Origin of the sequence: Paenibacillus sp. G2S3, from assembly GCF_030123105.1 — a bacterium.
In the GTDB taxonomy this organism is placed as follows: Bacteria; Bacillota; Bacilli; order Paenibacillales; family Paenibacillaceae; genus Paenibacillus_AQ.
The window spans coordinates 4,516,260-4,530,008 of record NZ_CP126095.1; the positions used below are offsets into that span (position 1 = coordinate 4,516,260).

Annotated in this window: 12 protein-coding genes; all 12 read right to left on the reverse strand. The window is 44.5% G+C overall.

The window, feature by feature from the left end; translation table 11 throughout:
- Positions 1-600: 600 nt before the first annotated feature.
- Positions 601-2,139 (reverse strand): MFS transporter, encoded by a 1,539-nt coding sequence (locus QNH28_RS19830; protein ID WP_283908214.1) that lies wholly within the window; start codon positions 2,137-2,139, stop codon positions 601-603.
- A 42-nt stretch (positions 2,140-2,181) separates the two neighbouring features.
- A complete protein-coding gene (locus QNH28_RS19835; protein WP_283908215.1) occupies positions 2,182-2,838 on the reverse strand; it encodes a hypothetical protein in 657 nt (218 codons plus the stop codon).
- The gene (locus QNH28_RS19840; RefSeq protein WP_283908216.1) at positions 2,831-3,517 is read right to left on the reverse strand and encodes a hypothetical protein; all 687 of its coding nucleotides are present in this window, start codon (positions 3,515-3,517) and stop codon (positions 2,831-2,833) included. Before QNH28_RS19840 ends, QNH28_RS19835 begins: the two co-directional genes overlap by 8 nt.
- A gap of 11 nt (positions 3,518-3,528) precedes the next feature.
- Positions 3,529-4,173, reverse strand: a complete 645-nt coding sequence (locus tag QNH28_RS19845) for a YhbD family protein (protein ID WP_283908217.1) — start codon at positions 4,171-4,173, stop codon at positions 3,529-3,531.
- A gap of 267 nt (positions 4,174-4,440) precedes the next feature.
- Positions 4,441-4,845 carry an HIT family protein gene (locus QNH28_RS19850; RefSeq protein WP_283908218.1) on the reverse strand — a complete coding sequence of 135 codons (405 nt, stop codon included), beginning with the start codon at positions 4,843-4,845 and terminating at the stop codon, positions 4,441-4,443.
- A 150-nt stretch (positions 4,846-4,995) separates the two neighbouring features.
- The gene (locus QNH28_RS19855; protein ID WP_283908219.1) at positions 4,996-6,678 is read right to left on the reverse strand and encodes a glycoside hydrolase family 2 protein; all 1,683 of its coding nucleotides are present in this window, start codon (positions 6,676-6,678) and stop codon (positions 4,996-4,998) included.
- Positions 6,679-6,864: 186 nt separating this feature from the next.
- On the reverse strand, positions 6,865-8,712 hold the full coding sequence (locus tag QNH28_RS19860; RefSeq protein WP_283908220.1) for a fibronectin type III domain-containing protein: 1,848 nt from the start codon (positions 8,710-8,712) through the stop codon (positions 6,865-6,867).
- A 323-nt stretch (positions 8,713-9,035) separates the two neighbouring features.
- Positions 9,036-9,644: a 50S ribosomal protein L25 gene (locus tag QNH28_RS19865; RefSeq protein WP_283908221.1), complete on the reverse strand. Its 609-nt coding sequence runs from the start codon at positions 9,642-9,644 to the stop codon at positions 9,036-9,038.
- A gap of 210 nt (positions 9,645-9,854) precedes the next feature.
- The gene (locus tag QNH28_RS19870) at positions 9,855-10,820 is read right to left on the reverse strand and encodes an ABC transporter ATP-binding protein (protein ID WP_283908222.1); all 966 of its coding nucleotides are present in this window, start codon (positions 10,818-10,820) and stop codon (positions 9,855-9,857) included.
- The gene (locus QNH28_RS19875) at positions 10,813-11,796 is read right to left on the reverse strand and encodes an ABC transporter ATP-binding protein (RefSeq protein WP_283908223.1); all 984 of its coding nucleotides are present in this window, start codon (positions 11,794-11,796) and stop codon (positions 10,813-10,815) included. Before QNH28_RS19875 ends, QNH28_RS19870 begins: the two co-directional genes overlap by 8 nt.
- A gap of 11 nt (positions 11,797-11,807) precedes the next feature.
- Positions 11,808-12,731: an oligopeptide ABC transporter permease gene (gene opp4C / locus QNH28_RS19880; RefSeq protein WP_283908224.1), complete on the reverse strand. Its 924-nt coding sequence runs from the start codon at positions 12,729-12,731 to the stop codon at positions 11,808-11,810.
- Between the two features lie 16 nt (positions 12,732-12,747).
- Positions 12,748-13,701, reverse strand: a complete 954-nt coding sequence (locus QNH28_RS19885; RefSeq protein WP_283908225.1) for an ABC transporter permease — start codon at positions 13,699-13,701, stop codon at positions 12,748-12,750.
- Positions 13,702-13,749: the final 48 nt, after the last annotated feature.

The following is a 13,749-nucleotide window of genomic DNA, read 5'->3' on the forward strand; positions in this document are numbered from 1 at the left end:
TCTGCTTAGAATAGGCTTAAATCACCTGAATCATCTGAATCATCTGAATCATCTGAAGCATCCGATATCTATGAACATCGAGACCTTCCCTGCATATTACCTATCTTCGACTGTCAGCAGACGGCTAAGATCCCTTGGATCGGACTCAGTTGCCCTTATTTCCAAGATTCAGGACATTTTCCCTTGCTATCGGACTCAGATGCAGCTAATCACCTCAAATCACCTTGATAACAAGCAAATATATGGCAATAAGAGCTATACAGTCAGTAACTTTAATAAAACGATCTAAAAAGCTAAAATAGCTGCAATACGGTCCGCAACGCTCCATAGATTCTCGTAAAGTTCTTCATAGATTCTCGTAAAGTTCATCACATTTCCCTTCCAGCATCCGCATCCCGCGTATCCCATTTCCCGAACACAAATACTTACATAGACATCAACGCGGCAGAAACTAGAATGCTCAGGACACGGGATTTATAACAACAAAAAACAGCCTCTCTATTGAGAAGCTGCTTCGTCACTTTTTCAACTGGTTCATTTGAATTGCCTACAGAACCAACACATTGCTACAACTTAACGAACGCTACGTCCACACATTTCCTAATGCCCAGACGCCTGAACATTCCCCTCCGCAGAGGCATCCATCTTCTGACGTCCCATATAGAACGAAGCTAATAACGCTAAAGCTGCGGGAATTACCGCCCAAGCAAAGGTGTTTACAATAGAAGAAGATAACCCAGCTGTAATCTTACTCAGAATTTCAGGTGGAATAAGCGCCCTAGTCTCCGGTGAGAGCAAGGCATGTGGGTCTTTAAAATCCATAGCTCCCGCAGGAGCTTCTCCACCACCACTAGACGAGAGTAGCTTGGTAAGACTGCCTGAGAAATAGTGACTTTGTATGATACCGAAGGTAGTAATGCCTATGGTCATGCCCAATGAACGAATGAAATTCAGTGTTGCGCTGGCAGAGCCGCGTTGCTGTGCGGTCAGTCCGTGAATGGATGCCGTACTTAGCACTGAGAATGAAGCGCCAATCCCTAGCCCAATTAAAATCATATACAAAGTAACAAGCAGTCGAGAAGCATCCGGCGTAAGTGTCGCTACAAGTCCAGTACCGATCACCAAAAGTGCGAATGTAGGAATTAGCAGGCTGCGGTAACTGGTTTTTGACATCAGAAATCCGCCCATCGTAGCTGTTACCACTGAGCCGACCATCATTGGCAGCAGTACAAGTCCTGAATTTGTAGCTGATCCGCCCAATACCCCTTGAATAAAGATCGGAATATACACAGAAGCCACAATAAAAGCCGCACCACTAAATAGAGCACAGATAATGCTCACCGCGTATAATCTTTTTTTAAACAAAGTAAAGGAAATAATCGGTTCTTTCGCTCTAGTTTCAACAAAAAGAAACACAGCTACAAGGATGGCAAAGGCTGCAAATAAACCAAGAATCATGGACGAACCCCAAGCATACTCTTTCCCGCCAAGCTCCAGCGCAAACATTAAGCAAATGACTGAACCAAGCAGTGTACCCGCTCCCAACCAGTCAATAGGCTGCTTAGAATGCTCATGTGATTCTTTATAAAAGAATACGACCATCGCAAAAGCCAACAAACCAAGGGGTAAGTTAATATAAAATACCCACTGCCAAGCAATATGATCGGTAATATACGCCCCTAGTAATGGACCAAATATACTCGACAATCCAAATACTGCGCCGAATGCCCCGCCGAGCTTACCCCGAGTTTCCAGCGGTACAGCGTCGAACATGATGGCAAAAGCGATCGGCACCAGCGCACCACCACCGATCCCCTGAATAGCCCGGTACACAGCTAACTGAGTAATCGTGTCTGCTGTTCCACAGAGCGCCGAGCCCGCCATGAATACGATAATTCCAAAAATAAAAAACTTCTTGCGACCATACATATCAGACAGCTTGCCGAAAATGGGCATACCCGCCATCTCGGCTACGAGATAGGCTGATGTGACCCAGACAAATTTGTCCATTCCGCCAAGCTCCCCAACAATATTACCCATTGCAGTAGCAACGATGGTGCTGTCCATGGAGGCCATCAGAATTCCTAATAGGAGACCTGCGATAACAATGCCCAGATTCGGCGATTTGGCAGCACTCATATGTTCCACTCCTCTTTTTCTAAATAAATTATACAGCTGTCTTTATATCTTCACTTGATGCTTCACCGTTGCATGCTTATGAACTTCTAGTGTATCGCGGAATTCCACCGTTTCTATTTCACAATCCGGGCCAATGATTACTCGTTCTCCCCTTACCATACTAGCCTTTGTACTGATCAGCTCAATAGCATCACCTTCGATTAGCCCCGCTTCAAACAATATTTTCGAACTCGGCTTCATCATATGCAGCAATCTTCCAGTTTTACTCTTCTTGATGGTTAAGATACTGCCTCCGACCTCCTTCGCGCTACTTGGACCAAACAGTTTAATCTCCAAATGCTCAGCACTAAGTAATCCAGCTACGCTGAGGGCACCAGAAATTTGCAGTTTTTCCCCTTCACAATCACCCTTCACATCCAGATTTCCGTAGAGATGTAGCTTATCGATTTTTACGGAGGCTGCCTTTATTTCACCCTGCCCACGTAAGGAATCTCCTTCAAGACTACCCTCGAGCGCAATTTCGCCAGTAATTTTCATTTGCTTCATATGCAGATTTCCAGCTATATTGGCATTTCCAGTCAGACTCATCTTTTCGCAATTCACATCTCCAGCGAATTTGCATTCTCCAGTGATCTTAACATCTTTAAAAGAACCACCGGCTGAAGACGTCGTTCCAATTATTTTCAGATTATCATTCACCGACCTTCTCCACCTTTCCAACCTTAGCCTCAGGATGCACTGTAATTTGTTCGCGATACTCTACCCGTCCGAGTGTACAGCCTGGGCCAATAATGACAATATTCCCTCTGATAATATCCGCAGTTGTATATTCTACATCTATAAAATCTCCCTCGATCGTTCGAGCACATAGCTCAGGTCGAAGTTTAGGGATGATTCCGCTAAACATCTTACTCCAAAACCCATTATTCACTTGCCGTATCACGAGGCTTTCCACACCAATTTCATTAGCCTTCCCTTGACTCTGCAGTTTGAAATCCACATGACCGGCACTTAGTAAACCACCAACACTAAAGCTACCTTCACCTACGAAATCCTCAAGCTCACAATCCCCTTTGACACTCACCATTCCGTTAAGGGTACAGCTTTCACCTCGAAAACTCTTACCTACATTAAGAACCCCACCCACCTTTAGGGTGCCAAAACGCATATTACCCATCACTTTGATGACCCCGTTGCATTCTGCTTCTTCTGCTGCGAGATCATCATTCAAATTCATATGCCCATTTCCTTTAAACATTCGCGCCACAATCGGTCCGACTACTTTACCTACACCATCCATGTTTACGTTGTTGTAAGTACCTCCGGCCCCACCACTAACCCCGTTTATTATCAAATCAGGCAGCTGATGTTTGTCCATTACTCTTCCTCCTATTCAACAAGCTTGTAGGCAAGCTTACCTTTCAATTGTTCGATCAAATCTGCATATGTCATTTTACTGACTAATCTAACCCCTTCATCAAACCATAACTCCGCAGGTGCTTGTGCCAGAATGAAGGATGAAACCCCCATTTTCCGGACAAAAAACAACTCCCAGCTTCCACTCTCGAGCCTTGAAACTTTCTCCTCCAAAGTGCGAAACAGAAGCTCTGCCTCCTCCATACTCATTTCCCCAGCACTTAGCAGGCGGTCTACAGCGAATAAATGAACGAGCCCTTCAAAAGTATATATACTTTCATCACCAAGACTTTTTCCAAATTTCCTCAGTGTTATTGTCGAAACAATGTTACGTTCTAGAATTTCCTTAGCAGTTACACTCACCTTCTCAAAGGATGCCTTGTCCGATAGCTTATCAGCCATTTCATCCAAAGAAAGCCCTTCTTTCATATTCACAATGTTGTGAATTCGCGACAAGATCATCTCTTTAGGAAAAAAAGTCTCTTGTCCAGTAAAGGTAGATTTCCGGATAAACCATTCCTCGGGGATTAACTGTTTCCTTTTCCAGCGGTACAATTGCCCATATGAGATACCGGTTAAATCCAGCAGTTGCTTCTTCGAAATCAAATCATCTTCCATATGCGATCACTCCTTGAAAACATCGTAACATAACACTGTTACGTTGTAAATAAAACACTCCCCCTTAAATCTCCTCTGCAGCAAATCATTGCATTAAAGTTTCCCTCCAAGATTTTACGACAGCAGAAAAGAGCGAACCTCCGTCTAGAGGAGGATTTTCGCTCTTTTACCCGTACTGTATTCTTTGATTTAAGCTATACATATTAATTTATGACAAAAAGAGAAGGAGTCTTTATCGACTCCTTCTCTTTTCCTCACTTAATGTCTTCAGAATCTTTTTTTGTTTTGGCTTAATCGTTTTTCAGCACCATGTGGGTGTAATGGTTCACCCCAGATAAATCCATCGCCTTCGTACCTCGGAATAAGATGCATATGATAATGGGTAAGGTCGTTAAATTTCCCTCCATCTTGACAAATTCTTATACCATCAGGTTTAAACAAGCTCTTCAAAGCAATTGAAAGTTTTTTCGAAGCATCCATGATAGCATAAGCAGTCTCTGACTCCATCTCTTCGATATCACAGTAATGCTTTTTGGGGAGGATTAGAGTATGTCCTTCATTAAAAGGAGCAATATCAAGCACACAAGTAATAAATTCATTTTCATAAACAATATTCAAGTCAGGTTCAATACCGTTAGCGATTCTACATCCTAAGCATTCCACGTACAGCATCACTCCATCCTGAATGGGATTTTACGTTTTTCCTTACAACGATATAGCTGTTGCTTCACTTCACAACCAAGAACAGCGATTACAAATTACCCAAAACAAACAACTGAATGGCTTCACAATGAGGACTAACTTTTAGATTTAACATAGCTTTTAATTAAAATATTGCTGAACTACTGTGTACGCTAGCTTCGGTCTGCGATAACGGTCTACCATACCTTTACTGTTCTGTGTTCCAGCTCGTGTCAAAAGCCAGCCTAGCCCTTCCGTTACTCGGCAATCGCAAAATTGCCATATAAACATTCCTGACAAGAAAGAAAGTGAGGTATAAGCTTTTAGATTCTGCTCTACAATATCCGCTTGCCGCTCCTCAGTTCCTTTAACTCGACTAGGATCACGATAGCCATAATACCCATCAGCGCCGAATTCGCTCATGAACATTGGCTTACCTAAACCACCCGCAGCATCTGCCCATTGCCGTGCCTGTAAACACAGCTCCATAGGGTCGGAATCATCGTACCACTGCGGATAGAGGTTAAAGGAAACGATATCCACTAGATCAAAACAAAGCTCTCTATCCCGCTGGTGGGAAGCAAAGGTAAGCGGTCGGGATGTATCCATCCTGCGAATCTGCAAAAGCTGTGTACGATACATCTCTTTTCCTTCCGGTAAATCACTGGCACACTCATTAAGAATTGCCCAGATAATAATACTTGGATGATTAAAATGCGACTCGACCATCTCTTGGTTACAATCTTCACACTGCTTAGCAAATAAAGGATGTCGCATCTGTTCTATGCTAAGACCACGGGCATGATTCTCCTCCCAGACGTAAACACCTCTCTCATCACATAAATCGAGGAAGCGCTCATCATTCGGATAATGGCTTGTCCGTACAGCATTGCCTCCCATATCCAGCATCAGTTCCATATCTTGAACCATAAGCTGATAAGGAATCGCCGATCCAACGAGGGGATGATCTTCATGTCGGTTGAAGCCTTTAAAAACAATATCTTCTCCATTGATTTGAATCGCGCCACGTTCTGTAGTTACGGTACGAAATCCTACACGTTCAATCAGATCATCCACAGGAGGCTCCTGTTGATCCTTTATAAATAGCTTAAGCTCCAGCATGTATAGCTGCGGCTCCTTTCCAGACCACGAGATCACATCTGGAAACGTATGGGTAGACGTAAGCGCCTCTGAGGATTCAGCAGGAATAAACAAAGTGCCTAGGTCAAAAGCGCTTGTTCCGAGCTTCCCTTTTATATGAACTTCTACTTCTTTACTTTCAATATTTTTAACATATGCTTTAATCTTTGCACTCCATTTATGGTCAGCGTAAGTAGGTACGAATTCTATCCGATCGATCAGAGTATTCGGAATCTTTTCAATGGCTACAGGACGGATAATCCCACCATAGGTATAATAATCATTGGGAACATGCAGAGCTGAGGACTCATTAAAAGTATTATCTACGATGACCGCCAACTCATGTTCACCGGGTGCTACGGAAGGAACGATTAGTTCAAACGGTGTGTACGCATTGTAATGACTACCGATTTTCACTCCATTTAAGAACACTTCTCCTGTATGACTTATTCCTTTGAACACTAGACGAATGTTACACTCATTTCCCAGCTTAAAAGTAGTCCGATACGCGCCTTTTCCTTGGTAGGTGGAGAACTGAGGGTGCAATTCCCAGCAGCCCGGCACAGGCATACGATATTCGTAAAAAGAAGGCAATCCTGCTTCCGCTTCTATCGGCTGAAAATCCCAGTCTCCTTCCAGTTCTTCAACTTGCCGAATCTTATTCCTCTGAAATAGACGTAGCATATAAAAGACCTCCAAAGAACTATAGTGTATATCCATAATCTAGTATTCAGTTTACGCTTCTAATCGGTATGAATGCAAAAACAAAGAAAAGAAAGCCCTCCCTAGCCAATACTATGGCATCTGGGACAGCCTTCTTTATTTTACTTGCCTATCTACAAATCTTAACGTTCAAGTCTTTCATGAACCTTACTGCACATAGGTATAATGCGCTGAATCATATTGTGGACCGGATTTCTCATAAGTGAACCAGTACTCAATACTGCTGCCAGCACTTAATCCACTCACTGTCTGCTTCCATGTACCTGAGCTGTTGGTCATCCGGTAATTAAGCTGTGATCCCCCGTTAACCTTATAATGCACATCTACATATAGAGCACTGGTTACAGGTGTAATATAAATGCTCGCTTCTGTCGAAGAAAGTCTCGTTACCCCTGCTGTAAAGTCAGCCGTCACATGATCACCGCCTCCGCTGCCTCCAGTGGGATTAGTAGTAACCGTTGCGGCATTACTAGCGGATGATAGGTTACCCGCTGCATCCGTAGCTTTTACTGTAAACGTATAGGCTGTGCTCGGAGTAAGTCCACTAACAGTAGCTGTAGTTCCCGCCACAGAGGCTACCTGCTGTGTTCCGCGATAAACGAGATATCCTGTAACGCCAACATTATCAGTTGAAGCAGACCAGCTCAGGTTAACTGCTGTATCCGTCTTGCTGGTTACTGTCAGATTAGCAGGTGTAGTAGGTGCTGTAGTATCTCCAGTATTACCACCACCCGTCAAGTATTGCCCGGTGAATGGGTTAAATCGATGCAGGGATAGAATTAACCAACCCGTGCTGGACACGCAGTTTTGCTGCGCCATCACCCAATAGCTGTTGCTGGTACCTTTAAGCGAGTACGGGATTCCCCCAAGCGAAGCACCGCTTGTGCCTTGCTTTTTAATAATTTCAGTGTTAATGGCATCTGCTTTGGATACATTGCCTTGCATATAGTAGGCGAGCGACATAAATGCGCTTCCTTCAAACCATACATCAGCACCCGTATTGCCAATTTGATTCCCATTATCGTCATACGCTGGCAAAACTTCGTCGGTCCAGTCAAAATCATAACCGGTGAGTGTATTTCCTGCATCATTGTAAGTAAGTGTCTGCTTATAACGCGGATTCGCGAGTGTACCTGGGGTGCCGGATGCATTTTCAACATAGGCTAAGCTTGCTCCATAGTTATGCGTTCCGGATACTCCTAAAGCCAGTACTCCCCATGGATTCACGTCCAATGGAATTTTAGGGTCAATCAGATTCGTATCGTTTTTCCAGCCTCCCTTGAAGCGTTTGACGCTGTCATCCCACACATAATTATCCAGGAAGGTTTTGACTCCAGTAGCTGCGCTATTGTATGTGGCAGCCTTAGAGGAATCCACCGAAGCATAATACTGTAGCACCCGATAAATATCGATATTATGCTCGGTAGAGCTCCAAGGCTCATCGGAGTTACTCCAAGCACTCCATCCTCCTGCGATACTGCCATTTGCTTTTTTATACTGTAAGCTCCAATCGAGCGCTTTGAGCGCCATCGGACGATATCGCGTGTCATTGTATTGCTTTTCATAAGCCATAGCTGCCATTGCCATCCATACAACCGGCCCCACATGTTTACGAATTTCTTCTCCGAAGCCATTGTTATACCAATAAGAATTCAGCCAGAAGCCTGAAGGGTCCTGAATGTCTCGCATTTTGTTCAACACTTGCTCTGCCCGTGTCCGTTCACCTTTTACAATAAAGGCAATAGCTGCAACAGCTTGATCATACGTATATACAATCTGTTTGGGGTTGTTGGGTCCCCAGAAATCCTCAAAGCTATCTACCAAGCCTTCAAAAGCATATCCCGCCGTTGCATCCTGCTGGGCCTTCAGCCAGACTAAAGCACGATTTGAAGCATCACTTGTGGCATCTGCACTCGCTTTTCCACCAAAAGGAAGAGCTACCCCAAGCACCAACAGACTTGTCATTAAGATCGAAAACAGCTTCCTCATCTTCATAACTTTCCTCCTCATAATCATGATGAACTGGGCAATGAGAGTTCTTTGAAGCATAATACTAAAGCGTTTTCAAACAGCGACAACAGGAACTTTTGAAATCTTTACCATGGTAATTGTCCTCATTTTCATCCTTCGCAGCCTATTCGTCAACGATTTTCTGTAAAATTTTAACTAAATGAGGCGAAACAACCATAAATCCCATTTAAGAAACTATACGAAAGACCGCAGTTATTTTATTAATTCGTGTTCACGAAGACAAAACAAAAAGAGCAGACAGCTCCTTGGGAAGGATTCTATCTGCTCTTTATGATTTAATCACTATTCTATTCTGCTTTATCTTCACCAGAAGCTTCAACTGCAGCTGGTTCAGCAGCATCTTCATCGGTTGGCTCTTGAGCTGCTGGAGGAGCAATACGAACAATTAAAGTGTCCTCAGGCGTCAATATTTCCCAGCCTTCATGCTTCGGCAGATCGGACACCAGCAATTGATCACCAATATCTAGTCCACTGATATCCACTTCAAAGGATGCCGTTAATTTATCTGGAAGTGTGCGAATATCTAGCTCATGCAATTCAATTTGCTGCACGCCGCCACTCTTCACACCTACTGGATCACCTGTAAAGTGGAATGCTACTTTCGTATCCAATTTAGCTTTCATGTCTATCTGTTGAAAATCAATATGCAGCAGTTGTTTGGATACTGGCTGGCGCTGAATTTCTTGGATGACAACGTTCTTTTTACCCGAGTCTGGTAATTCCAAGGTTAATACTGCCCGAGGGTTATTAGCCAAAATCCCGGTAATTGTCTTAACATCCGCTGTAAAGGACTGGCTATCTGAACCTGCACCGTACACGACTACCGGTACAAAGCCTTTTCTGCGCTGTGAAGAAGTCGAGCCGGATCTTTCTGTCAAACGTACTGTTGTATTCACGATGATTCCTCCTAAGTAGGGATTTTATACTAGACCGATTAGATATGTACGTCTAACCTAACCACTCTCTATTACCCCATTAACCTGGCTTCGAAACCCTTTAAGACTTTTTGTGCTCAGGCAAAAATAAGGTCAAATTGTATTATTATACAATTCAACATTAATTATTCAAGACTTAGGAGCGAATCGTCATTATATCTTTGACAGCTATTAGACTAAATGACAAGCTACAAAATGGTTATTTCCGGCATCACGGAATACCGGGATTTCAGACCTGCAAACCTCTTGTGCATAGGGGCAGCGGGTATGAAATTTACAACCGGAAGGCGGGTTCACCGGACTTGGGATATCCCCCTTAAGGACAATTCTTTCCCTTTTCAGCTTTGGAATAGGTATTGGAACAGCTGATAACAATGCCTTGGTATACGGATGGAGCGGATTCTTAAATAATTCATCTCTAGAAGCCGTCTCCATCATAGATCCCAGATACATAACGCCAATTCTTGAACATAAATGCTCAACCACACTCAAATCATGGGAGATGAACAAATAGGTTAGACCACGGCTCTGCTGCAGCTTACTGAATAAATTAATAATCTGTGCTTGGATGGACACATCCAAGGCCGAGACTGGCTCGTCTGCAATGATTAGCTCAGGATTCAGCACAAGCGCTCGCGCGATTCCGATCCGTTGCCGCTGTCCTCCTGAGAATTCATGCGGGAAGCGATCAATATGATAAGAGGATAGACCACATGCCTCAAGCGCCTCGAGCACCCGATCACGAACCTCTGATTTTGAGCATAACCCATGATCCAGTAAAGCTTCTCCGATAGCATCACCTATGCGAACCCTAGGGTTAAGTGAGCTATATGGGTCTTGAAAGATTAGCTGCATTTGGGGTCTGATATTTCGCAATTCAGAAGGAGACAAGGAATGAATGTCTATCCCTTTGAATTTGATCTCACCTGCCGTTTTATCCGTTAGCCGTAAAATCGTCCGTCCGACCGTACTCTTGCCGCTCCCGGATTCCCCTACAAGCCCAAACGTCTCCCCTGGCTGAAGTGTGATGCTAATATCGTCAACAGCTTTTACATGCCCAACCGTGCGGTTAAGCAATCCCTTAGTAACAGGGAAGTATTTTTTCAAATGATTGACCTCAAGCAATGCCTCAGGCATGAACAACCGCCTCCTCATACAACCAGCAAGCTACCTTTTGTCTGCTGGCTACTTCTTTAAGCTGGGGCTGCTGGCTGACACATACAGGCATGCAATGCTCACAGCGGTCATGAAAATAACAAGAGGGTACCAGCTCTAGCGGATTTGGCACTTGGCCAGGTATGGAATACAGCTCATCCTGTCGCTGATTAATAACTGGCTTCGATTTGAGCAGCCCTTTCGTATAAGGGTGTTTGGGATTGTTGAACAATTCAACAACCTCCCCCTCCTCCACAATCTTTCCGGAGTACATAACAATCACGTAATCGGCCATCTCCGCGACTACACCCAGATCATGGGTGATTAATAAAATAGACATGCCGGAGCTGTCTTTAATTTCACGAAGCATATCCAGAATCTGTGCTTGAATCGTTACATCCAGCGCTGTTGTCGGCTCATCTGCAATCAATAACTTTGGACTGCAGGCGATAGCAATAGCGATCATAATCCGCTGCAGCATCCCTCCACTTAATTCATGTGGATAACTATCAGCAATTTGCTCAGGTCGTGATATGCCTACCTGTTTTATTAGTTCAATCGCCCGGATACGCGCCTGCTTCTTATTCATCTTCAAATGCACGATCAACGGCTCCATAATTTGTTCACCGATCTTAATTACAGGATTAAGGGAGGACATGGGCTCCTGGAAGATCATCGCGATCTCGTTACCACGGATGGCTCGCAGTGTATTTTTGTCCATTTGCAACAAATCTTCACCCTGAAAATCAATTTTGCCATGGGTTACCTTGCCCCCTGGCTCTTCAACAAGACCCATGATGGACATCGCGGTCACGCTTTTGCCGCAGCCCGATTCTCCGACGATACAGACCGTCTCTCCTTCACGAACACGGAAGCTTACATCATCAACGGCTTTCACTTTTCCTTCTTCCGTGAAGAAGTATGTACTTAGACCGTCTATATTCATTAAATCACTCATGTGAGGGTCACCTACCTCTTCTGTTTAGGATCAAGTACGTCCCGGAGTCCGTCACCAAAGATATTGATCGCGATTACTGTCGCGAAGATGGACAGCCCTGGCGGAATCCACAGCCACGGACGATCCTTAAAATCGATCATATTATTCGCTGCATCAATCATATTGCCCCAGGTTGGCGTTGGCGGCATAACACCTAGTCCAAAGAAGCTAAGAACCGATTCACTCAATATAGCGCCACCGATGTTGAGCGTTGCCATAACGATCAGCAGCGGGACAATGTTCGGCAGCAAATGGTTGAACAATTTACGCCGATCGCGAAGGCCTAATACTACAGCTGCTTGCATAAACTCACGTTCTCGCAGACTAAGCATTTGCCCTCGTACCATACGTGCCATACCCGGCCAGCTCACAATACTGAGCATAAGCATAACGATATACATCCGGTAATCCGTTGGAATCTTCCACTCCGATAATAACGCTCCAAAAATAAAGAGCAGCGGCAGACTCGGAACGGTCAATAAAAGATCCGCAACTCGCATGATGATTTGATCGGCGATTCCGCGGTAATAGCCAGCTATGGCTCCCAAAAGAGCCCCGATAAACACCGAAAGAACCATTGATGCTAGTCCTACTGTTAGTGAAATTCGTCCTGCCTGCATCACCCGGGTCAAAATATCTCTGCCCAGCGCGTCAGTGCCAAGCCAATGCTTCATATTAGGTGCCTTGTTCATCAGTGCCATATTAATTTTGTTATCCGTATAGGGTGAGAACAGCGGGCCTATAAAACAAAGCGCAAACATAAAGATCACTACCACAAATCCGGATACCGCCAGTTTGTTCTTTAACAATCTCCGTAGGGATTGCCGGAATAAAGAGGATTTTCCTTTGGTGGTCTGGGGCTTGGAGATTCCCGCTACATTACTTTGAACTGCCACGTCAGCTTCCTCCTCTCTATAGCCGAACTCTAGGATCGGCAATCCGGTACAAAACATCCGAAAGCAACGTTCCTATGACGGTAAGTATGGCAATAAACATCGTAAAGCCCATCAGCAAGGGATAATCCCTAAGTCCGAAGGACTGCATATACAGCTGGCCAATCCCAGGCCAATTGAATATTTTCTCAATAATAAGTGATCCGCCAAATAGTGCTGGAAGCTCGAAGCCAACCAGGGTAATCGCAGGCAATAAGGCATTTCGCAGGGCATGTGTAAAGAGTACCTTACGCTCCCTTAGGCCTTTGGCACGGGCGGTGCGGATATAATCCTGCTTTAAGACATCGATCATATTGCTACGGAAATAACGGGTGAGCGAGCCTAATCCAAGGAGGGTCATAACCACAACCGGAAGGGTCATATGCATTACGATCTCCTTAAAGTACGCGAGACCCGTAGCATTACTACCTGTAGTGATTATTCCACCCGGGGGCAGCCACTTGAGATCGACGGCCAGGATTTTGATCAGGAATAAGCCTATAAAAAATGACGGCAGCGACATTGCTGCGAATATAGCGATCATCACGAGTGTATCGAACCATGAATATTGCTTATAGGCTGAAATCACACCAATAATAACTGCAATCACCCACGTCAGAAACGTGGAAACGGCAGCCAGCAAAAAGGAATTCCAAATATAATCATTAAAAAGCTGCAGCACAGGCTTCTGTTGGGCTAAGGAGTAACCGAAATCGCCATGCAGCGCATTCTTCATCCAGATTCCATACCGCTCAAGCATCGGCTTGTTTAAGCCGTAGATCTCACGCAGCTCCGCTTTGCGTTCAGCGGTCAATTTGATATTTCCGGTTATGAAGTCCCCGGGGGTTGATGCATATAGACAGAAGATCAATAATGATGCCGCAAATAAGATAATGACCATGTACAACAGTCTTTTCGATAAATAAGCACTCATGACAGACTCCTTATGATTTGTCCCCTGCCCATCTGAGCAGGGGACACT